At 65.7% G+C, this 25,201-nt stretch carries 29 protein-coding genes; 15 read left to right on the forward strand and 14 right to left on the reverse strand.

The window, feature by feature from the left end:
• The first annotated feature begins 8 nt into the window (after window positions 1–8).
• The 7 genes from WS62_RS23810 (at window position 9) to galU (ending at window position 9,317) form a co-directional block, all read left to right on the forward strand.
• A complete protein-coding gene (locus WS62_RS23810) occupies window positions 9–653 on the forward strand; it encodes a cysteine hydrolase family protein (protein WP_066576070.1) in 645 nt (214 codons plus the stop codon).
• A gap of 48 nt (window positions 654–701) precedes the next feature.
• Window positions 702–1,820, forward strand: a complete 1,119-nt coding sequence (locus WS62_RS23815; protein ID WP_066576073.1) for a succinylglutamate desuccinylase/aspartoacylase family protein — start codon at window positions 702–704, stop codon at window positions 1,818–1,820.
• A gap of 723 nt (window positions 1,821–2,543) precedes the next feature.
• Complete coding sequence (locus tag WS62_RS23820; protein WP_066576076.1) at window positions 2,544–2,975, forward strand: acetyltransferase; 432 nt, start codon at window positions 2,544–2,546, stop codon at window positions 2,973–2,975.
• A 902-nt stretch (window positions 2,976–3,877) separates the two neighbouring features.
• Window positions 3,878–4,891, forward strand: a complete 1,014-nt coding sequence (locus WS62_RS23825) for a lipopolysaccharide biosynthesis protein (RefSeq protein WP_231748391.1) — start codon at window positions 3,878–3,880, stop codon at window positions 4,889–4,891.
• Window positions 4,888–6,021, forward strand: coding sequence for a polysaccharide biosynthesis/export family protein (locus WS62_RS23830; protein ID WP_066576082.1), 1,134 nt, complete (start codon window positions 4,888–4,890; stop codon window positions 6,019–6,021). The genes WS62_RS23825 and WS62_RS23830 overlap by 4 nt, the downstream gene beginning before the upstream one ends.
• 1 nt (window position 6,022) lies before the next feature.
• Window positions 6,023–8,377, forward strand: coding sequence for a glucans biosynthesis glucosyltransferase MdoH (mdoH, locus tag WS62_RS23835; RefSeq protein WP_066576085.1), 2,355 nt, complete (start codon window positions 6,023–6,025; stop codon window positions 8,375–8,377).
• Window positions 8,378–8,435: 58 nt separating this feature from the next.
• The gene (galU, locus tag WS62_RS23840; RefSeq protein ID WP_066576088.1) at window positions 8,436–9,317 is read left to right on the forward strand and encodes a UTP--glucose-1-phosphate uridylyltransferase GalU; all 882 of its coding nucleotides are present in this window, start codon (window positions 8,436–8,438) and stop codon (window positions 9,315–9,317) included.
• A 622-nt stretch (window positions 9,318–9,939) separates the two neighbouring features.
• Here galU and infA read toward each other — a convergent pair.
• The 11 genes from infA to WS62_RS23890 form a co-directional block, all read right to left on the reverse strand.
• The gene (gene infA / locus WS62_RS23845; protein WP_025990473.1) at window positions 9,940–10,206 is read right to left on the reverse strand and encodes a translation initiation factor IF-1; all 267 of its coding nucleotides are present in this window, start codon (window positions 10,204–10,206) and stop codon (window positions 9,940–9,942) included.
• Window positions 10,207–10,390: 184 nt separating this feature from the next.
• A complete protein-coding gene (locus WS62_RS38690) occupies window positions 10,391–10,525 on the reverse strand; it encodes a hypothetical protein (RefSeq protein WP_269435301.1) in 135 nt (44 codons plus the stop codon).
• A gap of 244 nt (window positions 10,526–10,769) precedes the next feature.
• Window positions 10,770–10,973, reverse strand: a complete 204-nt coding sequence (locus WS62_RS23850; RefSeq protein WP_010109085.1) for a cold-shock protein — start codon at window positions 10,971–10,973, stop codon at window positions 10,770–10,772.
• Window positions 10,974–11,726: 753 nt separating this feature from the next.
• On the reverse strand, window positions 11,727–12,101 hold the full coding sequence (locus WS62_RS23855) for a LysR substrate-binding domain-containing protein (RefSeq protein ID WP_231748392.1): 375 nt from the start codon (window positions 12,099–12,101) through the stop codon (window positions 11,727–11,729).
• Window positions 12,098–12,568 carry a DM13 domain-containing protein gene (locus tag WS62_RS23860; protein WP_066576090.1) on the reverse strand — a complete coding sequence of 157 codons (471 nt, stop codon included), beginning with the start codon at window positions 12,566–12,568 and terminating at the stop codon, window positions 12,098–12,100. Before WS62_RS23860 ends, WS62_RS23855 begins: the two co-directional genes overlap by 4 nt.
• Window positions 12,569–12,900: 332 nt before the next feature.
• A complete protein-coding gene (locus WS62_RS23865) occupies window positions 12,901–13,335 on the reverse strand; it encodes a secretion protein (RefSeq protein ID WP_066576092.1) in 435 nt (144 codons plus the stop codon).
• Between the two features lie 14 nt (window positions 13,336–13,349).
• A complete protein-coding gene (locus WS62_RS23870; RefSeq protein ID WP_231748393.1) occupies window positions 13,350–13,931 on the reverse strand; it encodes a pathogenicity island effector protein in 582 nt (193 codons plus the stop codon).
• A 49-nt stretch (window positions 13,932–13,980) separates the two neighbouring features.
• A complete protein-coding gene (sctE, locus tag WS62_RS23875) occupies window positions 13,981–15,480 on the reverse strand; it encodes a type III secretion system translocon subunit SctE (protein WP_066576094.1) in 1,500 nt (499 codons plus the stop codon).
• A gap of 1 nt (window position 15,481) precedes the next feature.
• Entirely contained in the window at window positions 15,482–15,961 is a 480-nt protein-coding gene (locus tag WS62_RS23880; protein WP_066494392.1) for a SycD/LcrH family type III secretion system chaperone, read from the reverse strand.
• A gap of 58 nt (window positions 15,962–16,019) precedes the next feature.
• Window positions 16,020–16,574 carry a secretion protein EspA gene (locus tag WS62_RS23885; RefSeq protein ID WP_066576097.1) on the reverse strand — a complete coding sequence of 185 codons (555 nt, stop codon included), beginning with the start codon at window positions 16,572–16,574 and terminating at the stop codon, window positions 16,020–16,022.
• Between the two features lie 28 nt (window positions 16,575–16,602).
• Window positions 16,603–16,956: a hypothetical protein gene (locus tag WS62_RS23890; protein ID WP_066576098.1), complete on the reverse strand. Its 354-nt coding sequence runs from the start codon at window positions 16,954–16,956 to the stop codon at window positions 16,603–16,605.
• Between the two features lie 490 nt (window positions 16,957–17,446).
• Between WS62_RS23890 and WS62_RS23895 the strand changes: the two genes are divergently transcribed.
• The 8 genes from WS62_RS23895 to sctW are packed head-to-tail and all read left to right on the forward strand — an operon-like array spanning window position 17,447 to window position 22,363.
• Complete coding sequence (locus tag WS62_RS23895; RefSeq protein WP_231748394.1) at window positions 17,447–18,169, forward strand: helix-turn-helix transcriptional regulator; 723 nt, start codon at window positions 17,447–17,449, stop codon at window positions 18,167–18,169.
• Between the two features lie 14 nt (window positions 18,170–18,183).
• Window positions 18,184–18,399 (forward strand): type III secretion system needle filament subunit SctF, encoded by a 216-nt coding sequence (gene sctF / locus WS62_RS23900; protein WP_010109100.1) that lies wholly within the window; start codon window positions 18,184–18,186, stop codon window positions 18,397–18,399.
• Window positions 18,396–18,821, forward strand: coding sequence for an EscG/YscG/SsaH family type III secretion system needle protein co-chaperone (locus WS62_RS34745; RefSeq protein ID WP_082721237.1), 426 nt, complete (start codon window positions 18,396–18,398; stop codon window positions 18,819–18,821). The genes sctF and WS62_RS34745 overlap by 4 nt, the downstream gene beginning before the upstream one ends.
• Window positions 18,733–19,077, forward strand: coding sequence for a type III secretion system inner rod subunit SctI (gene sctI, locus WS62_RS23910; RefSeq protein ID WP_066576102.1), 345 nt, complete (start codon window positions 18,733–18,735; stop codon window positions 19,075–19,077). Before WS62_RS34745 ends, sctI begins: the two co-directional genes overlap by 89 nt.
• The gene (gene sctJ / locus WS62_RS23915; RefSeq protein WP_066576104.1) at window positions 19,074–19,823 is read left to right on the forward strand and encodes a type III secretion system inner membrane ring lipoprotein SctJ; all 750 of its coding nucleotides are present in this window, start codon (window positions 19,074–19,076) and stop codon (window positions 19,821–19,823) included. The genes sctI and sctJ overlap by 4 nt, the downstream gene beginning before the upstream one ends.
• A complete protein-coding gene (locus WS62_RS23920; protein ID WP_066576105.1) occupies window positions 19,823–20,596 on the forward strand; it encodes a type III secretion system domain-containing protein in 774 nt (257 codons plus the stop codon). Before sctJ ends, WS62_RS23920 begins: the two co-directional genes overlap by 1 nt.
• Window positions 20,593–21,267, forward strand: coding sequence for a FliH/SctL family protein (locus tag WS62_RS23925; RefSeq protein WP_066576108.1), 675 nt, complete (start codon window positions 20,593–20,595; stop codon window positions 21,265–21,267). Before WS62_RS23920 ends, WS62_RS23925 begins: the two co-directional genes overlap by 4 nt.
• The gene (gene sctW / locus WS62_RS23930; RefSeq protein ID WP_066576111.1) at window positions 21,251–22,363 is read left to right on the forward strand and encodes a type III secretion system gatekeeper subunit SctW; all 1,113 of its coding nucleotides are present in this window, start codon (window positions 21,251–21,253) and stop codon (window positions 22,361–22,363) included. The genes WS62_RS23925 and sctW overlap by 17 nt, the downstream gene beginning before the upstream one ends.
• Window positions 22,364–22,378: 15 nt before the next feature.
• Here the strand turns inward: sctW and WS62_RS23935 are convergent, their stop codons facing one another.
• The 3 genes from WS62_RS23935 to sctD all read right to left on the reverse strand — a co-directional run bounded on the left by WS62_RS23935 (window position 22,379) and on the right by sctD (window position 25,195).
• Window positions 22,379–23,581 (reverse strand): CyaA/EF/ExoY family adenylyl cyclase toxin, encoded by a 1,203-nt coding sequence (locus WS62_RS23935; protein ID WP_231748395.1) that lies wholly within the window; start codon window positions 23,579–23,581, stop codon window positions 22,379–22,381.
• Window positions 23,582–23,743: 162 nt separating this feature from the next.
• Window positions 23,744–23,965, reverse strand: coding sequence for a hypothetical protein (locus tag WS62_RS23940; RefSeq protein ID WP_066576117.1), 222 nt, complete (start codon window positions 23,963–23,965; stop codon window positions 23,744–23,746).
• Window positions 23,966–23,986: 21 nt separating this feature from the next.
• Window positions 23,987–25,195, reverse strand: coding sequence for a type III secretion system inner membrane ring subunit SctD (gene sctD / locus WS62_RS23945; protein ID WP_066576119.1), 1,209 nt, complete (start codon window positions 25,193–25,195; stop codon window positions 23,987–23,989).
• Window positions 25,196–25,201: the final 6 nt, after the last annotated feature.

A 25,201-nucleotide genomic window follows, 5' to 3' on the forward strand; every position in this document is an offset into this window, starting at 1 on the left:
CCATTGCCATGAATGCCCCTATCGAAACCAAGCAAGCCCGCGCGGGCGACGCACGCCTGACGCGCATCCGAGCGTTCGACGCCAGGAAGACCGCGGTGCTGGTCGTCGATGTTCAGAATGCCGAAATCGTCCCCCGCTACGAGCGCGAGCGGCCTGAATACTGGCGCGCCGTTCACGAGCGCGCGCTGCCGAACCAGAAGCGCGTGATCGACGCCGCCCGCGCGGCCGGCGCCGAGATCGTCTACACCGTGATCGAGAGCCTGACCGCCGACGGCCGCGACCGCAGCCTGGACCACAAGCTGTCGGAGATCTTCGTGCCGAAGGGATCGCCGCTCGCGCGGGTCATTCCGCTCGTCGAGCCGCAGGCCGACGACATCGTGCTGCCGAAGACATCGTCCGGCGTGTTCAACTCGACGAACCTCGACTACGTGCTGCGCAACATCGGCATCGAGTCGGTCGTCGTCGTCGGATTCGTGACCGATCAATGCGTCGACATGGCGATTCGCGACGGCGCGGACCGGGGCTACTACATGGTCTGCGTCGGCGACGCTTGCGCGGCCTATACCGACGACGCGCATCGGAACGCGCTGCGCGCATTCGGCGGTTATTGCCGGCACATGAACGCCGACGAATTCGTCGCGTCGATCGGCTGACCGGCGCCGCACCGATCTAGTTCAAACCATCGCCTCGCCCTTTCGATCATGCAACATCACCGCATTCCGCTCGGCTTCGACACGCCGGGTTCCGCGCTGGCGCTCGACGCGTTCCGCTATGGCGCAGCGGGCGCCGGCCGCCGGACCGTGTACATCCAGGCCGGCCTGCACGCGAACGAAGTGCCCGGCATGCTGGTCCTGCGTCATCTGCGAGCGCGCCTCGCCGCACTCGAGGACGCCGGCCGGCTCGCCGGGGAGATCGTCGTGGTGCCGGCCGCCAACCCGCTGGGGCTCAGGCAGATCGCGCTCGGCATGCATCACGGGCGCTTCGAGCTCGCGAGCGGCGAGAACTTCAACCGCCGCTTCGCGCCGTTCGCCGATGCCGTGGGCGAGCGGATCGCCGCATCGGACCTCGGCGGCGGAACGCACGCGGCGTCCGTCGTCAAGGCCGCGATCGGCGAAGCGCTCGCCGCGCTGAAACCCGCGACGCAGCTCGAAGCGCTGCGCATCGCGCTGATGCGGCTCGCGGCGAGCGCCGACGTCGTGCTGGACCTGCACTGCGACCGCGAAGCGTGCCTGCACGTGTATGCGAACGACCGGCAGTTGACCGAAGCGACGACGTTGAGCGGCCATCTCGGCGCCGAACTCGTCTTGCACGCGGCGGTCCAGGGCGGCGCTTCGTTCGACGACAATCTCGTCTGCGAATGGCAGCGCATCTACGAGCGTGCCGGCCTGCCGGTCGATTCGGTGCCCGTCTTCGCCGCGACCGTCGAATTGCGCGGACGGACCGACGTCAGTCACGCGCTCGCCAGCGCCGACGCCGACCGGCTGATCGGCTATCTCGGCTCGCTCGGCGCAATCGCCGGCGAAACGCGTCCGGCCGCGCCCGCCCAGTCGTTCGTCGCGCCTCTGTCCGGCGTCGAAACACTGCGCGCGCCCTGCGCCGGCGTGCTGGTTTACCGCCGGAACGTCGGTGAATGGATCGCGCGAGGCGACGTGGTCGCCGAGATCGTCGATCCGGTCGGGGGATCGACCGTCGCGCTGAAAAACGGCATCGACGGCCTGCTGTTCGCCCGCGATCACGAGCGCTACGTGAGCGCCGGCCACAACGTGTCGTTCGTCGCAGGTCGCGAGCCGCTCGGCAAGACAGCGCTGCTGACGGCATGACGCGCGCCGCGCCAGCTTCGTCTGGCTCGTCAGGCGCCGGCTCGCGCTTTGCGGCGTCGGCCCCTTGCATCGGTCTCGCAGTCCCGACGCGCGGCGCGGGCGGCGCTCGTTTCCTGCCCCATCGCGTGATCGGCACGATGAGACCGATCGAGGTCTTTGCAGGATGCCGTCTTCGACGCTTCCCATCGCGTCTAACCATTCGTCGCGCTTGCCGCCTTCTCCAGTTGTGCCGCTCGGCCACAAGTCCGTGCACGTCGCGCGTGCCGCCGCGAACTCCGTGACAGCTCGTCCGTCCCGCCGGCCTGCGTCAGCCATCGCGCGCGAACGGCACGCTCGCCCCGCCGAGCCAAGCGCCCGCCGCCTCGCACCTTGCACGATCCTCACCTGCGGTAGCGCCCTCGCCTGCGGCACCGATTGGCGCATTCCGCACAAACGCGACGCATCATCGTCGACGACCGGCACGTCGTCGATATGCTGCGGCGTTTCGGGCCCGTCGAGTTGTCGTCGATGGACGAGTTCAGGAAGAGCGCAGTGTTTCCATTGCCGGTGGCGTTGAACCGACGCGGGCGCGCCAGGCGGCAGACAATCCCGCCGCTCGCTCGGCAGCGCTGACGGACCGAGCAACGCATCATTCGCGCCCAAGCCGGTCGGCCGAGCGGAATAGAAAATCCGCTCATATATCGATAAAATCGAGCGAAATCACACGTTCACCGTAAAAAAATCATGAGCATTCGAAGTCGAATACCCGAAGACAATCCAGCATTGGTAGAAATTTGGCGCCGATCGGTGCGAGCGACGCATACCTTTCTTCATGAGCAGGACATCGAAGATCTCTACCCTCAGGTACGGGATATGTATCTGCCGAGCGTCACGGTGTGGGTCGACGAAGCCGCCGATGGCCGAATCACCGGCTTCATCGGCGTGGATGGCCGACAAGTCGAAATGCTGTTCATCGAGCCCGACCTGTTCGGCCAAGGCATCGGCACGAGCCTTCTCGATCATGTCAGGGAGCAGCACGCCCGTCTGACCGTCGACGTCAATGAACAGAATCCGCAGGCGCACCGCTTCTATCTCCGGTACGGATTCAAGGAAATCGGCCGCTCGGCGACGGATTCGGCCGGCAGGCCGTTTCCACTCGTTCACATGGCTTATTGAGCCGCTCAGCATTCACCTTCGCCGATAACGACGCGAAGCGCCACGACCGTCTTCGATGAGTTTCTAAGCCTGCGGGCTAGTGTGATCAGCGGAATGCTCATGGCGTCATTTCGTCGCATTCGGATAAACGCGGCATTCTTTCATTCAGATCCGCTTCGCCAGTTCTCACGCAGTGATTAGCGGGATCGAGTGGAAGGATATCAGCTCGTATAACCGGGCATGGGTCGCCAGAAAATTGCGATAACGACGCAATGACACGCACTCGCGTCGACTGGGCCCACATCAGTACATTCGTGATAAATCACGCAGTGCTAACAAAGGCAAGACGTGCGACGCATTCGGCTGACTATATCGCGCGCGAATACTCCAACTGCTCATGAATGACAATATGGCCGGAAACAATTTGGCGGATTAATACAAGAGTCCGCAAATTCCGCCTTGACCTAATAGGTAGTTTCCCTCATACTTCGCGCCGATTCATCGGATTGTTAACTCGTCTGATTCACCATTCCATATTTTCTCTCGCCGTCCGTCGTGCACTGGTATCGCAGCTTAAGCATTGCATTCTTCTTCGCAGGAATTTCATCCAATCCGCCCAAGGCGCGACAGTGCAGTGACTCGAAGAAAAGCGACAACGGCCGCTCGTGCGCTTGCCCGGCAAACCGCATGGCAAGCCATTTCATCGCGCATGTCGGCGAGACCGCCAGTCCTTTCCTCCGCGCCTCTCGTGCTCCGTATCGACCGCATCCGGTTGCTCGGTGACATCCATCGCGCGACTCCAAGCTCACAATCACTCTCGATCACAACTGACTTGAATATTTAGTACACGCGGACAAAGTCCGAAACGAAAACACACGCCATCATTTCCGGGGATCATGAAAATATTTCGCCAGCCTTTCTTCTTGGCTATCGTCGGGATTCCTAATCTCGTCTGCCTCGTCTATTTCCTTTTAATCGCATCGCCGATCTACGTTTCCACGGCATCGCTGATCGTCTACAAGCCCGCACAAACATCTCAGAGCATCGCAACGATGCTCTCGGGCACCGGCGGAGGCAATTCGATCGAAGGGGCCTATATCATCAAGGACTATATCGGCTCGTGGGACGAGTATCGAAACGTCACGAAGGCCGTCGATCTGCCGAAGCAATACGATCAAGGCGATCTCGCGAGCCGTTACGGCGGTCTCGCGACGCTGTTCCGCAAGAACGACGTCACGCTGTGGCATTACTACCAGAACCGGGTCAACGCATCGATCGACCAGAACAGCGGGATCGTGTCGCTGTCGGTGCAGGGCTACTCGCCCACGGCCGCGGCGGCCGTCGCCGAGAAGGTACTGGAGGATTCCGTTCGTCATATCGACAACATGAATCGCCAGCAGGAGCGCGACTACATCAAGAACGCCGTTGATCGACGCGCCGCCATCGAAGCGAAACTGAAGAGCGACGAAGCGGCGCTGTCGGCCTATCGGGTATCCACCGGCATCCACGATCCGTCGGAGCTGTACACGTCGAATCTCGCGCTGCTGAACTCGTTGAACGAGCAGAAGACGCGACTGGCCTCGCAGTACGACGCGATCACGAAGGCCACGCCGAACAATCCGGTCGCGCAGAACCTTCGCTCCGCGATGACGGCCATTCAGGCCAAGATCGCGAGCACCGAAGCCGACGGCCGGACGCTGTCGCGGCAAACGGCGCGCCATGAAGAGCTAACCGTAGCGCGGGACAACGACGTCGCGTTGCTGCGCGAAGTCGAAACGGCCGTGCAGCAGGCGCAGTTGAACGCGATGAAGAACAAGTATTACCTGAACATCATCAGCGCGCCGTCCAGCCCGCGTGCACCCGAATTGCCTCGGCGGCTGGAGTGGATCGCCGGCGTTTTCCTTGCGACTCTCGTTCTTTGGGGCCTTCTCCGATGATCTACTTTTTTTCTCGAACCGTCCGCGTCGGGCTCGCCGGCGCGACCCTGGCGCTGTCCGCGTGCGGCCTCTTGCCGTCCGCCGGCCCCTCTGTCTCGACGGTCAAGTCCAGCACCGACGTCGATATCGTCAACGTCACGCCCGCACTCGCTCGCGAACGCGCGTCGACGGAAGCGGCGGGCCGGAAGGCCGCGATCCTGCGCGCCGTTTCGGAACTGTCCCAATCGACCGATCACGGCGCGTTCTCGTTCGCGCCCGGCGACGTCCTGCATCTGACCCTGTGGACGATTTCCCCGTGGCCCGGCGCCGATTCGCAGCAAGGCGCGACGAACGCCCCCGCGCCCATCGACCTGGGCAACTACACGGTCTCGGAAAAAGGAACCATCGATTTGCCCTATGTCGGCTCGACGTCGATCGGCAAACTCGGTCTCGAAGACGCGCAAGCGGCCGTCGCGCGACGTTACGCATCGCTCGGCATCCTGCAAAGCCCGTCGGCCAAGATCACGGTCGCGTCGACCTCGCATAGCAGCGTCGTCGTGACGGGCGCAATCGGCGCGCCGAAGCTCATCCCGTGGACGCCTGCCGGGTTGTCGCTGACGTCCGCGCTCACGCAAGCGCTCGGCAACGGCGCGGATCTCGTCGGTTCGACCAATGGGCACGACAGCGACAACGTCGCGACGCAAGTGACCGTGCTGCGCAAAGGCGCGTCGGTCACGCTGCCGCTCGAAGAGGCGCTCGCCCAGCAGACGGCGCTCCAACCGGGCGATCGTGTGCTGGTCAAGCGGGCGCCGCTCGTGCGCGTGACCGTGGTCGGCGGAGGCGTGCGCAAGAACGGACAGTTCGGCTTCGCACACCCGCCCACGTTGGCCGAAGTGCTCGCGTCGGCATCCGGCCTGGATGCGAACCTCGCCGACGATCATGCGGTGTTCGTCCTCGAAGGAAAGCCGCGGGGCGAACGCCCGGTGCTCTACGACTTCGCATGGAACAACTTGCAGGGCCTCATCGCGTCGCACAGCTTTCCGATCAACGACGGCGACATGATCTACGTCGCCGAAGCGCCGATCGTTCCGGTCGAACGAGCCATCAGCATCCTGTTCCAGCTCGCGCTGCCCGTGCAAGCCGTGAGGTGACATGACGTTCGACGCCTATATCGACCAGTTGGGCCTCCCCGCCGACGAGGCCCGGCGGCTTCGCGCATCGGTTCGCACCTGGGACGATCTCCATGCATGGCTCGACGCGAATCAAGCGTCCGTGATCCAGCCGAAGCCGGAACGGATCACGGTCGCGCCGCCTCCGCTGAACGTTTCGTGGAAACACAATGTATGGCGACGCTTTCGCCGATCGCAATCGTTGAAAGCGCCCGTCGGCCAGCCGCCCGGCTGGGAGCAGGTCGTCGAATACCGGCGCAAGGTGTCGCTCGCCCTCACGCTCGTCACGACGGTCGTCATCCTGCTGCTGTCCAATTACACGTTGCGCGCGCAACAAATGCCCGAGGTCACGATCAAGATCTACCTCGTGATCTACGGAATCATGACGTGGTTCCTGGCCGCCAACTTCTTCAAGCTCCTCATCGGAACATGGCACACGCTGCGCGGGCCCGGCAACAATCCGTGGCATCCGTCGAAATCGGCGCAGGAGCCGCGTCCCGACGCGAAGGTCGCCATCGTCTATCCGGTGTACCACGAGGACATCGCGCGCGTCGCCGCCGGCATGGCGGCCACCTGGGCGTCGATCGAGCGTGATTACCCGGAATACAGTCATCACTTCGACAACTTCCTGCTGTCGGACAGCCGGAAGCTCGAGTACGGCGTCGTCGAGCAAACGGCCGTTCACAAGCTGAAGGAACAGTTCCCGCGCGGCCGGTTCTTCTACCGTCGCCGGCCGGTCAACCTGAACGCGAAGCTCGGCAACGTCACGGATTTCTGCCGTCGCTGGGGCAAGAAATACGAGTACATGCTCGTGATGGACGCCGACAGCATCATGGACGGCAAGGCGATCATCGAGCTGCTCCGGATGATGGAAGGCAACCACCGGATCGGCATCCTGCAAACGAACCCGAAGCCCGTCATGCGGCGAAGCCTGTTCGGCCGGATGCAGCAGTTCGCCGCCCGGCTGTACGGCTCGGTCTTCTCGTACAGCCTGCAGGCGATGTACATGGGGCATGCGTCGTACATCGGCCACAACGCGATGATACGGATGAAGCCGTTCATCAAGTACTGCATCCTGCCGGAGCTGCCGGGAACGCCCCCCTGGGGCGGCAAGCCGCTGAGTCACGACATCATCGAATCCGCGATGATGGCTCGCGCCGGCTACGAGGTCTGGTTCCTGCCCGAGCTCGACGGAAGTTACGAGGAGATTCCGGCGAACCTTCTCGGATTTCTGATCCGCGAGCGCCGGTGGATGCAGGGCAACATGCAGCATCTGCGGTTCCTGTTCATCGACGGCCTGCGCTCGGTTCATCGCGAGACATTCCTGAACGGCTCGATGGGCTATCTCGCCGCACCGTTGTGGGCGATGTTCCTCGTGGTATCTGCATACGGGATGGTCCATTTCCTGAGCAGCGGCGCGCTCGTCATCGGCGCGATTCAGGTCATGCAGATGCCGATGCTGATGCTGCTGATCTCGTCGATGGTCTTCCTGTTCATGCCGCGAATCCTGGCGTTCGTCGTGCACGTCAAGCGCGACCGCGCGCGCGGCTTCGGCGGCAAGGACAAGCTGATGTGGTCGCTGCTGCTCGAGACGATTTTCTCGTTCTTCTTCTCGCCGATCATGATGATCTACGTGACCCGCTTCGTCTGGCTCTGGATCAAACGGCGCAGCATTTCGTGGGGCACGCAGCAGCGCGACGACGAGCCCCTGCCCTGGTCCGCATGCTTGCGGCATTTCGGCTGGATCAGCGTGATCGGCGTGGTCTGCTGGGCCGCGATGGCCTATGCGGTTCACGGCATCTCGTCCACTCGCGCGCTCATGATCGAGATTCTCTCGCGCAAATGGGTGTCGCCCGGCGACATCATGCTGTGGTTCTTCCCGATTCTCGCCGGCTTCACGGGCAGCGTGTGGATCGCCAGATTCACCAGCCTGTCCGTCGACGCCGTGCAATCTCGGAAACTCTTCTGCATTCCGGAGGAAATCGATCGTCCGCAGGTCATCGAGGATACGATTCTCTGGGAACGCAGGATGCGAAGCGATCTTCCGGATGTCGACGATCCGCAAGCGGTCATCGATTTCGCCGTCCACGACGTCGGCTTCTACATCAGGCATCGCCCCGAGACGCGCGATCGCCCGCACGTCGCCCATCGGCTCTTGCCGTCGATCGACGCAGGCAAGCCGCTGACCGGCAAGAACATGCTGCTCGCGCTGAGCGAGCGGCGATGCTTCGACGCACTGCATGTCCAGGCCCAACGCCGTCGCTCGCCGCTTCGGAACGACGTCCCGCGCGAAGCGACGCCGCCGTCGATTCACGACGAAGCCGAGTCGTTCGCCTGATTGCCGCGACGTATCGCATCACACTACACACCAAAACAGCACGTACCAGGAAAACACCATGCTCAAAGTAACGAAAGCCGTATTTCCCGTGGCCGGGTTGGGTACGCGATTCCTGCCGGCGACGAAGGCGAGCCCGAAGGAAATGTTGCCTATCGTCGACAAACCGTTGATCCAGTATGCGGTGGAAGAAGCGATTGCAGCGGGCATCACCGAAATGATCTTCGTGACGGGCCGCAGCAAGCGCGCAATCGAGGACCACTTCGACAAGTCGTATGAAGTCGAGGCGGAGCTCGAAGCGCGCGGCAAGGAAAAGCTGCTCGAACTCGTGCGCAGCATCAAGCCGCGCCACGTCGACTGCTTTTACGTTCGCCAATCCGAGGCGCTCGGCCTCGGTCATGCGGTGCTCTGCGCGGAGAAGCTCGTCGGCAACCACCCGTTCGCCGTGATCCTCGCGGACGACCTGCTCGACGGCAAGCAGCCCGTGATGAAGCAGATGGTCGACGTGTTCGACCATTTCCACAGCTCGATGATCGGCGTCGAAGAGATTCCGCCCGAGGACACGAAGTCCTACGGGATCATCGACGGCAAGGAATGGGAAAAGTCGGTCGTCAAGCTGTCGGCGATCGTCGAGAAGCCCGCGCCCGAGGATGCGCCGTCGAACCTCGGCGTCGTCGGCCGCTACGTGCTGAAGCCCCGGATCTTCAAGCATCTGCGCGAGCTGAAGCCTGGCGCGGGCGGCGAGCTGCAATTGACCGATGCGATTCAGTCGCTGCTATCCGAAGAGCAGGTTCTTGCATACAAATACGACGGCACGCGCTTCGACTGCGGCAGCAAGCTCGGCTATCTGAAGGCGACGGTCGAGTTCGCGCTTCGTCACCACGAAGTTCGGTGCGACTTCGCGCGGTATCTTGCCGAGCGCACGTTGCCGCTGAACGGCTAAGGAGGCCGCCTCCCGCGGGCTCATGGCCGGAAGGCGATGGACTTGCGCGGGGCAAGGCCGCCGCGTCAACGGCGTACGCGGATAACCGGTGCGCTCCAGCGTTTTCCCCGGACGCTCGTTCAATCGCGTCGCTGCAGTGCCGCGTTGGTCTGCGAATACGCCGAGCGGCCGGTTCCCTTTTGGGAAAACCCGCGCCAATAGCCCGTTGGCATTCTCGTTCGGCCTGTGCGGCCGAGCATTCCGAAAATCGCGGAATCAAACTTTGGCGTCGGTCGCCACTGTGGCGCTAGTGATCGACCTGATTGGCCCGACGGCCTTCCGACCCGCCGTTTCGGCTCGATCTTGCCGCTGATGGCGGACTGAATTCGCCCGAGTTGCATTGCTATCGGAACGGGCGAGCGGCCGACGATCATCGCTCTCGATATCCGTTCGCGTTCGACCCGCATCGACACCAAGCCAGCGCGGCGGCGACGTCCGAGGCGCAGCGGCCAGTCATTTCTTCTTCGAGTCGGCCGGCAAAGCGCCGGCCATAACGGTCATTCGTGATCCGTGTGCGTCGCTACGACGATCGCCCGCTATCGAATCCGATCATCGTTCGGCCGGACCCGTCGGAGCGCGGTGATCAGCGACGATTGAATCCGTTTCGAGGCGATCGCGCCGGCGCGCGTTCGTCCTTGTGCCGGAAGTTGATGCGGCCCTTCGTCAGATCGTAGACCGACAATTCCAGCGTGACGCGGTCGCCCGCGAGAATGCGAATATGGTTCTTGCGCATGCGGCCCGATGCGTATGCACCGACGACTGCGCCGTTTTCCAACGTGACGCGGTACTTGCTGTCCGGCAGCACCTCGTCGACGACCCCGTCCAGTTCCAGCAGTTCTTCCTTTGCCAAACCCATTCCTCCAAACAAAATGATTGACCGCAGCCGCAACGGTATGTCGATGTCCGCTCCCTTGCGGGGCTTCGGCTTCAGCCCCGATGTCGAATGCGGCGTTCATACGAACGCGTTGCATCGTGAGGTGCGCGTCGTCTGCTAGCCGCGCGGCTGGCTCGGCTCGCTATTGCGTCTCGGGGAATTACTTCTTTTCGCGAGACTTGGCGAGTGGCGTCTTGGGCGCCACCCAGTTCAAGACTGCGCCAGGAGTCGGCTTGGCCTTGGCCTGCTTGGGTTTCTTCGGTTCCTTGTTGCTTCGCAACTGGCTCTTGGCCATGGTGTCCTCCTTGTGCATCGCTCGCGAGATCGCGATAAATGAATCGTCTGGCAGTGCGTTGCTGCGGTCGCGCCGTGTCCGCCTCTTTCGTGGCGGACGGACTTCGCGTATGAGGGTGCTGGACGTCTGGAAGCGAAACGGTCGCCGTCGTGAACGGACGGCGACCGCAACGGAGGCAGGTGCTGCGCGCGGGATCGCTGCAGCATGTCGGTCCCGCGAACGGGACCGGTAATGCTAACGCGAATTAAAGCGGCGTGATGTTCGACGCTTGCAGGCCCTTCGGGCCACGCTTCGTTTCGTAGCTGACTTTTTGATTTTCGGCGAGCGTCTTGAAACCATCGCCGCGAATCTCAGAGAAGTGCGCGAACAGGTCGTCGCCACCCTTGTCAGGCGTAATGAAACCAAAACCCTTGCTGTCGTTGAACCACTTGACGGTACCGGTATCCATGAAGATCCCTTAAAAGAAACGGTTGAATTTGAACGGTTGCTCCCCGTTAGGGGCGCGGGAAAAAAGATTCAAGGAGGGAGAGGACAACGAATACCGCGGGCAGCGGTGACTGATGGGCAATCGAGCTTCTTGAAAACTTCAATGCGTGACGCTACGCCACATTGATCGCTTCGTCAAGCTTTTTCGGTCAAAGGCGACCGTCTCTCCACGTCGCGGCGACGCCCGATGCGCGTCCCTCACCGTCGATCCAGGCAGCCGCCCGATCCAAATGAACAACCCGCAAGCGGCCATATCCAGCGACGCGGCGGCAGAACGCCGACGCGCGCGCAGCAACGGGATAGCAGGAGAACGGAAGAACGAACGCTCGTCGAAACCTGCTCGGCCTGCCGAACCATTCTTCGGCGGGCCGGCAAATGGAACTTCGATCATTGTCGGCGTGACCGTGGCCGCACCACGAATGCCTCGCGGGAATCCGGCAGGTCGGCCAACAACGCGTAAGGGACGAAACCACGCTCGACTCGTCGTGCGGACCGCGATCGCCGGCATTGCTTGCTTCGTGAAGCGCGGCCATTTTTCGACGGGGCACGGGTCTACCTTGCATCGCTTGCGGCATGACGGCGTCCGTGTCCGGAACCGGTCGCGCCTCGCCCGGCTGGCGCACGCCATGCTGCGACCGGCCGGGCGGCCTCGAACCACCGGCGCCAGACCTGCGCGCGCTGCACCGACCGACGCCGCGCTCGCGCCGCCGCCCCGTCAGGCCAACTCCGCCCGCAGCCACGCCACGAGGCAGTCGACCTCGCTCCTTTCCGCCTGTCCGTGCCGGCGGTAGATCGACAGGGCATCGGGCAAGTGAATGGCCTCGTCGAACGGCGCGACGAGCACGCCGCTGTCGAGCATCCGCTCCGACGTGCGTCTCCACCCCATCGCGAGACCATGCCCCTCCACCGCAGCCTGAAGCATGAGCGAGTAGCTGTCGAACGACAGGCTTCGCGCCTTCGCGGGCAAGCCGTGGCCCAAAGCCGCGAGCCACGTGTTCCATTCCAGTTGGTAAGGCGGTGTGGCGTGATGGTGGAGCGAGGTATGACGCTCCAGCCGATCCAGTTCGATGCGCGCTGCGCGGCCCTTCACCGGTACTTCGCCGCCCCGATGAACTGCGAAAACCGCTCGCACCAGATGACGACGGTCGTGTAATCGCCGACGTCGACGCCGTCCGCGAGCGGCACGACGAAGTCGCCGAACGTCTTCAGCTCGCCGACCCGCAGCGCGCGCGACTTCGCCGCGACAAACGCCTGCTTCGACGCGACGAACTCCCGCGTCAGGTAGATCTTGTAGTCGGGTCCCGGCGCGACGCGCCCTTCGAATGCGAGCGCCGTGCGCGTGACGGATAGCTTGCCGTCCGTCCAGTGCAGCGGATCGCCGCCCGTCAGGCCGCGCTCGAAGCGCCCCGTGTAGAGCGCGCGGCCGGTGATCGGGCGCAGCTCGGTTTCGCTCGCCCCCGCGTCGGCCGTCAGGATCGGCAGCGAATACACGCCGAGCGCGAAACCCAACACGAACGCGATCACGTGCGAGCCGATCCAGATCCCTTCTTTCTTCATTGCTTCCGTCCTCCGTAGTCGAATCGATGCGCCGGACACCCGCGGACGGGGCCGGCACGACTACAGTCGGCGCAGCGGCCGAAATATGACAGACAGACGGATGCAATCGCCGTGCGGCGTCCCGTCACGGGAGATTGGGAGATTGGGAGATTGGGAGATTGGGAGATTGGGAGATTGGGAGATTGGGAGATTGGGAGATTGGGAGATTGGGAGATTGGGAGATTGGGAGATTGGGAGATTGGGAGATTGGGAGATCGGGCGATTGGGCGATTGGGCGATCGTGTCGGCGCGTGTCGCCGGCGGTCCGGCGAGCGGCGACGCCCGCCGTCCCGCTATTGCCGCGCGACTTGCGCCGCCCGCGCGCCGACCGGATAGATCAGCCACGGATCGCCGTCGATATCGCGCCAGTACGCACCCTGCGCTTCGAGCACCGTCGCGAGCCGCCGCCGCAGCCGGTTCAATTGCCCGTTCGACGCCGTGTCGAAGAACGTCCCGCGCACCTCGCGCAGCGGAATGCCGGCGCGCTCCATCCGGTGCACGAGGTGAATGAAGGTCGCGACCGCGTCGCCCCCGCCGCCCCCGCCACCGTTCGCGGCGAGGTCGCAGACGACGAGGCTTTCGTCGACGAGCCGGTAGACGAGATCGAGATCGTTGACCCGCACGCGCCAGCCGATCCGGAAGCGACTCGCGCCGAAATACGCGGGCTCCGGATGCATGCCTTGCGCTTGCAGATAGCGGGTCGCCGCGTCGAGGGCTTCGGCCTGCATCGCACGCCCCCCCGTCAATACCGCACCGCGGCGGCGATCTGGCCTTGCAGCGTCACGAGATCGCGCAGCGCGTCGCGCATCTGCCGCGACGCGTCGAGCGCGCGCTCGACCGTCGACGCGAGCGCCTTTTGCAAGCGCTCGGCGGACTGGCTCTCGAAATCGCCCTGCAACTGCGTCTGCTGCGCGTCGCGCGTGAGCGACGCGTTCGCGACGCCCGCGATTCCCTGACCGGCCTTCGACAGCCCGTCGGTCGCCGACGCGCCGAGCTGGCTGCCCGACGCCGCGCCGATCGCGCTCACCGCGCCGCCGACGAACTGCGCCACCGCGGACGCCATGGCCGCGTCGAAGTGCTGCATGATCCCCTGCTGCTTCGTCTCGAGCACGCCGACCTGCCGGTCGTACGCGATCCGCTGCATCGCCTCGTTGAACGTGCGCTCCAGGTCGCGCATCTCGCTGAAGATCTTCTGCAGCTTCGCCTTCATCTGGTCGATCGTCGCCATCGCGCCGTCGCCCGCGCCGAACATGCCGGCCGTATCGATGCCCAGCGTATCGGTGCGGACCGGCGTGCTGCCGGCTTGCGTCACAGTACTCATCATTCGTTCTCCTCGAATTTCAAACGGCGCATATCCGCCGTGCCTTCAGCCTTCAAACCATCGACGCGGCGATCTGCGCCTGCACCGCGGCGCTCTGCCTGAGCGCCTGACCGCCGTCCTCGACCGCCTGCCCCGCCTTCTCGACGAGTTCCTTCGCGTCCTTCGTCTGCGCTTCCTTGTGCTGCTTGTAGAACGCGAAACACATCTGCAGCCACTGCTGGTCGAGAATCAACTGGTCGATCTCCCGCTGCAGCTTCGCGCGCTCGATGCCGAGCACGCCCGACGTCGTCTGGCTCGCGGCGCCGACCGTCGCGCGCGTCGTGTTCAGGAGCGGCGACAGCGACGCCTTCAGCGCGGCCGCCATCACGTCGCGCTTGACCTGCATCGCGATCGTCTTCGTCAGCGTCTGCGCGGTCAGCTCGACGCCTCGGTCGATCGCCTCGTTCGCGACCTTCCGCACCGCCTTCGTCACCATCTTCTCGATCGCCTCGCGCGAGAAGCGCTCGAGCATCCGGTTCACGCCGAGCTGCCGAACCGTCGTCTGCAATGCTTCCTTGCCCGCCTGCCTGGACGCATCGAGCGCGGTCTTGCCGAGCCCTTGCAGAATCTGTTCGGACACCTGCGAAGCGACCTCCTTGCCGACCGCCTGCGCGGTCTTCTCGACCGCCTGCCTGCCGCCCGACTTGATCGCCTGCTCGAGCGCCTCGCCCGCGCCTTTTTCGAGCACGGCGCTCGTCGCCTTCGGAATCGCCCTCGTGAGCAGCATGTTGCGCGCGGCGCTCGTCACGTCGACGACCGCACCCGCGATCTCGAACGTCAACTGCACCTTCGCGGCGACGTCGGCGACCTGCCGGTACTTGTCCGCGTTCTTCGGGTCGACCAGCGCGAGCGTGTTCATCGTCGCCTTCACGACGCCGGCGAAGCCCGCCATCAGATCCATCGCGCCGCCCGCGACCATCATCGCGTTGCCGGACAGCGCACCGCCGATCATCTTCGCGACGCCGGACACGACCTCGACGGCCGCGACGATCCAGTCGAAGATCACGCTGAAGATTCCGGCCTTCTTCGCCTTCTGCTGCTGCTCGACCGCCTTGTCGATCTGCTCGCGGTAATCCTCGATCTCCTGCTGCCGGACCTCGCCCTGCTTCGCGGACATGATTTCGAGCGCCTTGCTCTTCAGCTCCGCGGTGTTGCCGAGCACCTTCGTCGACAGCAGCGTCGTCGCGAGCAGCATCGTCTCCATCGACACATTCTCGAACGCGCGCAGGCCGATCGACGATGCCCCGCCCTTGTCGCCGGACGCGCGATCGAACTTGTCGAGCATGCGGCCGAGCGCGCCCGCCGCGTCGTTCATCGACACGAGCGCCTGCGCGGCGAGCGGCGCGCGCGCGTCAGCGGCGAGCCGTGCGCGCGCATCGTCGACGACGACCGACGCGCCGCGCAGCAAGCCTGCCGCGACGTGCGCGCGGTCGATGCCATCGTTCCGCCCTTCGGGCTCGATCGGCGCGAGCGCGCTCCCCTGCGCGCCATGTGGGTTGATCGCAACCGCCATTTCATTTCTCCCTTTCACATTGCGCGAGTTGCCGCATCGCGTTCGCCTCGATGTCGCGATGCGCGTCGCGCTCGCCGCACCAGTTGAGCGCCGCGCGAAACGCCTTCGCCGCGTAGTCGAGATTGCCGACGAGCCGGTAGCTGACGCCCGCGTGATACGACGCACGTGGATCGTCGACGCCGATCATCCCGGCGCGGCTGAAGCAGAAAATTGCTTCGTCATGCCGAGCGAGCCGCTGATGGCAAAGGCCGAGCGCGAACCAGTAGTCGAAGTTCCAGTGATCGACGCGCGCGAGCATCAGAAAGAAGTTGCTCGCGGCGTGCAGCTCGCCCGCGTCGAAGAGCTGCGTCGCGTACGCATACAGCGTGTCGAGGTCGCGCCGCTCGACGTCGGCGAGCATGCGGATCGATCCGCCCGACGCGAAGAAGCGCTGCAGCACCGCGTGATCGTCGTCGGGCATCGTTTGATTGAGTGCGGCCATCGGATGGTCTCCCGTGCGGCGGCCGGCGCGATCGAAGCCGCGCCGGCCGCGCGGCGCGTCAGCGGATCGCCGACGCGATGCCCTTCGTCGATTCGGCGAGCATGCTCTGCAGGCTGTTGATCATCTGCACCGCCGTGTTGTAGTTCTGCATCAGTTGCTGCATCTTCAGCTGGCTCTGCTGGATGAAATCCGACGCGCGGCCCGACACCGATTCCAGCGACGACTTCACCGACATCAGATCGGCCTTGTCGAGCTTGCCGCCCTTGTCCTTCATGAAGTCGTCGATCGTCTTGCCGTTCACGAGAATGTGGTTCGCCTTCATGTACTTGAGCGCTTCGTCGGGCAGCTCTGCCTTGTCTTCCGGCTTGATCAGCTTCGCGAGCGCGGCCTCGACCTGGTTCGCCATGTCCTGCGCGTCGCGCGAGATGTTCGACTTCTTCTGCATGTCGTCGAGCTTCGCCGTCGTCTGGCGGCTCAGCAGATCCATGATCACGAGCATCATCGCGATGCTGTCGCCGATCGGATGCGGATTCGCGACGTTGCGGCTGTCGCTGCCGCCGACCGAGTCGGCGTTGTGCATCTTGGTTGGGGTCGTCGATTGAATGGACGTCATGACTCGATTTCTCCGTTTCGTTGCTTGCTCAAACCAATACGCGATTGAACTGCCTCACTGCCCGGCTCTCGCGAGAAGCCGCGGCTTCCGGCGCGGCGCCGCCGCTCGCGAGCTGCGCGACCTCGTCGCCGAGCCGCTTCAGGCAGCGTTCGGCCTTGCCCGCCTGCTCGTTCATCCTGTCGGCCAGGCCCTGCCCGCCGTGCCGCATCAGATCGTCGAGACGCTGCAGCTTGCGCCGTGCGTCCGGATCGTGCGCGGCCCGTGCGCGCAGCGCCGCGACTTCGTCCTGCAATGCCTGAAACGCCTGCATCTGTTCGCGCATCGCTTCCTTGCGCCGGCGCAGATCGGTCATCGCATCCTTCAGTTGTTCGAGTCCTTGCATCGCTCACCTCGTTCTTGACGGTTTCATCGTAATTTCGCCGCACGCTTTCGCTTTACTGAAAACCGCGACGCCTTTCGATTTCAGGATCGCGCTCGCGCGGCCGCCGCATTCGCGGCGTCCGGCGCGCCGGCGCAAGCCGTGGCGTGCCGTGCCGCTCGACGGCAAGACTCATCGTGGACTCCTCCTCCGGCAGTGCAGCCGGCTGTTGACCCGGCGTTGCCCGGCGCGGCCGACTGCGTCCGCGCCGGGCGCCGATCGGCACGCGCGAACGACTGCGCGGCCCGATCCGTTGCATCCATCGTAGCGACGCGTCGCCGCGGGCTTTTCGGAATCCGGCCGCGCATTCCGTTTTTTCGACAACGAACCGGCGACGCGCCGGGTGAGACGCGCGGCCTCGCCGACCGACGGTTTCAGGTGATGACCTGAGACGATTTTTCAGCCAAATAGCCGATGATTCAGACTGAGCAGCAACAACAGCCACGGGGGCTTGATGCAAGTTGTACGTTTCATGTTCGGCCGCCTGAGCGGCCAGGTGAGAACGCGCGGACTGATTCACACGATGCCGGGCGACTGTATCGCCGTCACCCGTGACGACGCCGCGTTGTGCGACGCCGGCGCCGGCACCGACATCCAGTCCGCCGATTTCTACGCGGCGGACTTCCGCACGCTGTATGCGGAAATCAACGCGCTGATCGACCTGCCGCAGCCGACGCCGTTTCGCGGCGAGCCGATCCGCGTCGTCCAGACGTCGCCCGAGGTGATCGGCATGCTGGAGCTGCTCGCCCCCGTGTCGCGTCCGGCGCTTCTCAGCTTTCTGTACATGTATTGCCTCGGCGCCGACCGCGCGTACTTCTCGCGCCTGCTGCACGCGGCGATGGCGGGCGACACCGAGTTCGTCGACTTCGTCGACGCGCACGCGCTCAACCCGTGGAGTGTCGCGCGCTTCGCCGAGGAGTTCGGGCTGCCGCCGCGCAAGTTCAATCTGCTGTTCGTCGAGAAATACGGAACGTCCGCGAAACGCTGGCTCGTCGAGCGCCGCCTCGCGCATGCGCAGCATCTGCTCGCGTCGACATCGATGCGCATTCTCGACATCGCGCACGAATGCGGATTCTCGAATCACGCGCATTTCACCGACAGCTTCCGCCGGCGCTACCGCTGCAATCCGACGCAGTACCGGCTGCGCATGAAGCGGCCGACGGCCTCGGCGGCTTGACGGAGGCCCCGCCGATGGATATCGAAGCCGTCAATCAGCAGTTGTCGCGTCTCGTCGACAAAGTCGGCCACGACGTCGAATCGAAAATGTCCGCGTCCGATCTCAACGATCCGGCGAGCATGCTGCAAGCGCAGTTCGCGATCCAGCAGTACTCGGTGTTCGTCGGCTATCAGAGCGCGGTGCTCAAGGCCGTCAAGGACATGCTGTCCGGCATCATCCAGAAGATATGACCGCGCTCGCGCAGGACGTGCGCCGCCTGCTCGTCGAATGCGGGCTCGCGGCCGTCAACCACGGGCTCGCGCGGCACGCGTGGGCCGTTTACGACGCGCTGCCGGCGCTCGTCTCGGACCCCGCCGACCGGCGGCTCGTCGAAGCGACGATGCTGATCGGGCTCGGCCGCGACGGCTCAGCCGCGCGCCTGCTCGCGTCGATGCCGGGGCCCGAGGCGGCGCTGCTGCGCGGGCTGCTCGCGCCCTCGGCCGCGTCGGTTGCATCGGTCGCATCCGCGTCGGTCGCAGCGGGCGCGGCCGCCCCGTTCCCATCCGAATTCGCAAGGAGCCTTCATGGACATCACCGCCGCGCAACGCGCGCTACACACGCTGCAAGCGACGCCGCAGACCGACGCGACGCCGATCGACCAGGCACAGATTGATGCGTTCACGCGCACGCTGTTCGGCCAGGACGCGAGCACGCCCGAGGCGCGCGCGGCGAGCGGCTTCCAGCACCGCTCGCTCGACGTCGATCGCGCATTGAGCGCCGCGCGCGACCGCGGGCAGGCGCTGATGCAGCCGCTCGAGATGCTCGCGAACCAGTCGGCGATGCTGCGCGCGATCCTCGAAGTCGATCTGACCGCGAAGGCGGCGGGCGCGGTGTCTCAAGGGGTCAACAAGCTGGCGAACATGCAATGACCGCGCGCGCCTCACGCGCCGCGTGCGCGGCCGCGCTGGCGCTGTCGCTCGCGGCCTGCAAGACGGATCTCTACACGAACCTGCCCGAAGCCGAGGCGAACCAGATGATCGCGTTGCTGATGCTGCGCGACATCGCCGTCGACAAGAAGCCGCTGAAGGACGGCAACGTGACGATTCGCGTCGAGTCCGATCAGTTCGTCAACGCGGTCGAGCTGATGCGGCAAAACGGATTGCCGCATCGCAAGCTCGCCGCGCTCGAGGATCTGTTTCCGCCCGGCCAGCTCGTCACGTCGCCCGCGCAGGAGCAGGCGAAGATCACGTTCCTCAAGGAGCAGCAGCTCGAAAAGATGCTGCGTGCAATGGACAGCGTCGTCGATGCACAGGTGTCGATCGCCGAAGGCGAGCCGCAGAACCGACGCGACCCGCCGCAGCCGTCCGCGTCGGTGTTCGTCAAGTACAGCCCCGAGCGCAACTTCGGGGCGCGCGAAACCGAGATCCGCAGCCTCGTCGTCACCGGCACGCCGGGCTTGAGCCCGGACCGTGTGAGCGTCGTGCTGCAACCCGCCGACTATCGCTACGACATGCCCGCCGAAGACGAGCCGGCGGCGGACACGGGCCTGCTCGCGTGGCTGCACGCGCACCGGCTCGCGCTCGGCATCGCGCTCGGCGCGCTCGGCATCGTCGCGAGCCTCGCGCTCGCCGTCGTCGCGTCGCGCAGCCGTTCGTCGAGCGAGCCGCGCGCGTGATGAGCGCGGCTCCGCTCACGCCCGAGCTGCAGCGCCTGCATCGGCTCGGCTGGCAGCCCGGCGCCGCGATGCACGACGGCTGGTGGCCGCACCTCGGGCTCGCCGCGTGGCGCGACAGCTACCGCCGCCATCCGGCGTGCCGCGCCGCGATCGACCGGCTGATCGTCGTGCGGCGCGGCTATCCGTGCGCCGCGCTGCCTGCGCGGCTCGACGAGCGGCAAAGCGCGCTGCTGTCCGTCGAGCCGCGGATCGGCGCGCTGATCGTCGCGCTCGGCGTAATCGCGCTCGATTGCGCGGATCATCTGCTCGTCAGGCAATACCGGGAGCGGCTCGCCGCGCGCATCGGCGAGCGCGGCTGCGCGCAGCTGCTCGCGCTGCATCGCGGATGGCGGTCGGTCGCGCGCGTCGCGGCGCCCGAGCGCATCGTCGATGCCGCGACGGCCGCTGGCGTGCGATGGTGGCGGCGCGATGCGGCGTCGTGTGTCGTCGCGACGCTGCTCGCGTCGCGGCTGCCGCCGGTGGACGCCGCGTTCGACGTTCGCGTTGCGCGGGCGGCGATGGAGGCGACGACAGTGCCCGGTATGCCGATCATGCCGTGCGCGCCGGGTGCGCCAGACGTGCCGCATGCCCCTGATCTGAAGATCGAGCCGAACGCATCGAGCATCACGAACGCGCGCACGCCAACGCCCGCGCGAAACGCATTCGATGCGCACCGCCCGCCGCCCGCCGACGCGGCCGCCGACAAGCTCCTGAAACTCGCCCGCTTCCTATGAACGGACTCGTTCCCCCGATCGTCTCGCTGCCCGGCCCCGCGCCGCTCGACGTGCATCTGACGGCCGACACGCTCGCGCGATACTGCGACGCGGCGGCCGTCGTCGCGGCCGCGCGCGGCGCAGCGCGATCGCTCGCCGACGATGCGCGCCGCGAGCTCGACGCCGCACGGCAGGCGGCCGCGAGCGTGCGCGAAGACGCATACCGGCAGGGCCTCGCACGCGCCGAAGCCGAGCTCGAACGCCGGCGCGCAGCACTGATCGACGACACCGTCCGCTGGCTGATCGATGCGCAAGCGGCCGAGGCGCACATCGCCGAGCGGATCGACGCGCGCGTGCGCGCGCTCGTCGCGAGCGTGATCGAACCGTACCTCGATACGCAGGAACCCGTCGAACGGCTGACGCAGCGCGTGCTCGCCCATCTTCGCGCGGACGTGCGCGCGCGCGCGTTGCGCGTATCCGTGTCGCCGGCGAACCTGTCGCGCGTGCGCGACGCGTTGCGGCACGACCCGCGCGTGCAGATCGACGCCGACGCCGCGCTGCCCGACCACGACGCGCGACTCGAAACGCCGGACGCGATCGTCCGCTTCGATCTCGACCGGCATCTGCGCCTGCTGCTCGCGCGCCTGGCCGGCGCCACCGAGGAGGCTCGTCCCGATGCTCAACCGTATTGATCCGGCCGCCGCGCAGGCGAACGCCGCTGCGATGCCGGCCGGCGCCGGAGCCGCATCCGCGCAAACGGTCCAGCAGATCGTCCCGCCGCAGTCCGCGCACGAGCTCGCGCAACGCGAGCTCGCCGATGCGCCGATCGATTTCGGCGGCGCGCCGCTCGACGCAGCGGGCGTGTCGGGCGAGTCGTTCGCCGAGACGCTGGAGGACATCGGCTTCGCGGTCGGCACGCGTTTTCGGGAGCCGCGCCGCGGCGCGGCGGACGGCCGCGCGGAGCGGCCGCGCGCGCGCTCGATGCTGCAGCAGTTGATCAGGCAGATCGGCGCGGTGTCGGCGGCCGAGCTCGCCGAGTTGCGTCAGCGGATTCCCGGCGTCGACGCACTCGACGACCCGGCCGACGCGATGCGCGACGCCGGCTTCAACGCGGGCGAAATCGCGCTGCTGCTCGGCGCGATGCTCGAAGAAGGCAAGCTGTCCGGCATGCGGCGCAAGCGCGCGGAAGACGCGCTCGCCGCGATTCTCGACGGCGACGAATGGGCGCTACAGCTGTTCGCGCGGCTCGAATTCGGCCACGCCGGCCGCACCGGATTCGCCGAGCTGCGCCGGCTGTATCAGCGCGCGGCCGACCGGCAAAAGCGCCTCACCGAGCGGTTCGACGAATTCCGCCGCCTGCGCGATCGCAGGCGCAAGCTGAAGACGCTGATCCGCGCGCTCGCGTTCGAGCTGTCCGCGCAGGGGCCGGCGATGGACGCGCACCTCGCGGCCGTCATCACCGACCTGAAACGCATCCTGCAATTTCTCGGCGTCGAAGATCATTGCGAGCGCGCGGCGCGCATGCTGGACGCGCGCGACGTGGACGCCGACGCGCTGCTGCAATCGCTCGTCGCATGCGTCGAGCAGAGCTGGATCAGCGCCGGCTGGCTCGCGGCGCGCACCGACGCCGCGATCCGCGACGATGCGCGCCGCTACCGTTATGCAAAGACGATGCTGGAGCTCGTCAAGCTGCTGCCCGCCGATTGCTTCGACGACGCCGACCAGCGCGACGCGATCCTCGGCGCGTTCGCCGAGCATCTCGAAGCGCTGGTCGACGCCGGGCTGTAGCGCGCCCGGCGCACGTCAGCGCAGATTGGCGGACAACTGCTCGCGCGCGACCAAGAACGACTCGCGCCGCACACTCGTCACTTCTTTTTCCCACAGCGGATTGAGCGGCACGTGGTAGCCCACCTGTTTTGCGCCGCCGATCAGTTCCGCGAGTTCGTACTTATCGTGAACGATGCAGATCTCGTCGAAACAACCGATCTTTTGCGGCAACGCGAACGTCGCCGGATAGTTCGCATCGGGCTCGGCGGCCGGGCTGCAGGAATCCGTGCTGTGGTGAACGACGGCCTCGCCGTCGCCAACGAGCGCCGCGTTGATGATCGGAATCATGTCGCGCACGCGCGACGACGCGTTGCCGATCTCCGTGTCTTCTTTCCGATAGAACTCGCTCGGCTGCCGGTACGCGCTTTGCAATGCGTCGGGTATGCCGTTCTTGTAGCCTTCGAGCCGCACCCTGAACACATCGTGCGACACGTCGGGCACCGGCAGATTGTCCCGCGGGCCGAGATCGTCGAGGCGCGGGCCGATCAGGAACAGGTCGTAATCGGCAGTCAGAGGTTTCGCGCCGTCCTTCGGCGGCGCGAGCACCTCGATCGGCTCACCGCGATGCGCAATCGCGTACCTGACTTCGCCGGCGCTGTGAATGTGCCTCGCCTCGAACGAATAGACCGCTCCGCTCGGCGCTTTTGCTTCGAACGTCGTCGGCATGCCATTGCCGTCTCGCCTGATCCGGTCGATCAAGCCCTCGCCCAGCAGTTTGTCGAAGCGTGCTTTCGACAGTGTCAACGGTACGCGCTTCGCGTAGCCTTCCGCGATGCAGGACTGCACTTGCCGATCAAACTTCTCGATGCGGTTCGGCTTGTCCTCCAGCTTGCTGAACCGCTGGTCGACGCAGATGAACGCGGCCTGGGGGCCCCAGTTCGCACTCTTGCCCTTGATATGAAAACCCTTCGTTGGGTGACCGCTTTCGATCAGCTCAGTCGCGAGCCTGTCGACAGGCCGAATGCCGATCAGGCAATCGTATTCGCGCGCGACACGCTGCAGCTCGATTAAATGCGCGGGTACGACTCCGGTCTCACCGCGCACGCGCTCGACGAGCGCGGCGAGCGTGGACTCGGCTGCGCGCCCGGTCGCGGATGGTTGAGCCGAATCCATCGCGCCGTGCAATTCCTGATGCATTGCTCCCGTCACGCCGGGATGCATCGACAACTTATCGATCATCGCTGAACTCCTTCGATCAAACGTCACGAATCGGTTGCCGCGATCGGCCATCCGACGTCTGTGCCGAGCGCGGTGGTTCGATTGTGTTCAACGTGGCGCGGCGCCGCTTGCGCATTCAGGCGCCCGCTGTCGGTTTTCAGTCACGGGCGCTCGCCGCCGCACTCAGCCGCGCGGCAACGCCTGCGGCCTGTCGGCCGACATGCCGTGATATCGCGCCCACAGCGTGTCGATCACGTCGCGCGCCGCGTTCGCCGCGAACCGTACGGCATCCGGACGATTTTCATGACGCGCGGCCACGCTCGCGAGCATCGCGATCAGTCGGTCGCGCGCTTCGCCCGTATCGTCGGCGAAGAGCGTCTCTTCGAGAGAAGTCAGTCGTACCATCGAAGTTTCCTTGCAGGATGTTCACACGTCGAGCGGCACCGACACGAGGCGCCGGTCCTTGCGCAGGCTCATCGCGCGCCGCGTCAGGCGCACGATCGCATAGCCGTTCGGCAGCACGCCGCCCAGTTGCAGACGCATGCCGTTCGCGAGCACGACGTAGATCGCGCCCGCATGGCCGCCGACCGTCACGACGGGCGCGGGCAGGTACGCGCTCGCCGTCTGCAGCGACGGCACGTCCTGCCACGCCGCGACGAAACCGTCGCGGCTCGATCGGTTGAATTCGGCGATCGCGTCCGTCAACGCCGACGCGCGCGCCCGTTCCACCGCGCCGCTGACGATCAGCGTCTTGCCGGACATCACGATGTTCAGGCCGTCGAGCGGCACGCGGCTCGACAGCGTGTCGTACAGCCGGCCGAACCACAGTGCGCGGTCGTTGATCACGCGCCACGCGCGCAGGCCGCGCAGCATCTGAAGCTGGGCGACTACGCGCTGCCACGCCGCATCGGCGACGATCGGCCCGCGGATCTCGACGCTGTCGAGCGTCGCGTCGCTGCGCACGTCGACGTCGCGATAACCGTTCAGCGCGAGCACGTTGCGCACGTTGTCGCGCAACGCGTCCGCGCAGAGGCTCTCGTCGCGCATCGCGATGCCGTGCGCGCGCAACCGCGCCCGCAGCCGCTCGACGTCCCGCGACGACTCGCAAAGCCCGCTCACGACGACCGAGCCGTCCGCCGCGTGCAGCGCGTGCAGGCCGCGCAGCGCCTGCGCCTGAAGCTGCCGCGCGAGCCACGCGTCGACGTCGAAGCGCGCGGGCTGAGGCGGCCGCCACAGCAGCAACGCAAGCCCGGCGACGATCGCGACGATCGAAAGCGCCGCGCCGCTCCAGCACGCGATCTCGCGCATCGAGCGCCTCGCCGCGCGCCGCCGCGCGGGCACCGGCCGCGCGGACAGCGCATCGCCGCTGCCGCCGAGCACGAACGCGACACCCGCGACATCGATCGCGCGATCGAACGGCAAGGCATCGCCCGCGTTCCACGGCCCGCCATCGACCCACACGCCCGCGTCGGCCGACACGCGCACGCCGTCTTCGCCGCTCGTCAGCACCGCACGCGCGTCGCCTTCGAGCGGCAGCGCGACGTCCGCGTCGTCGCCGCCGATCTGCGTCGCGCCCGCGGGCAAATCGAACTCGAGCCCGGCGAGCGGTCCGTTCAGCCATTTGAGCTTGTGCATCGGATC

The organism is Burkholderia sp. ABCPW 14, assembly GCF_001523835.1.
In the GTDB taxonomy this organism is placed as follows: domain Bacteria; phylum Pseudomonadota; class Gammaproteobacteria; order Burkholderiales; family Burkholderiaceae; genus Burkholderia; species Burkholderia mayonis.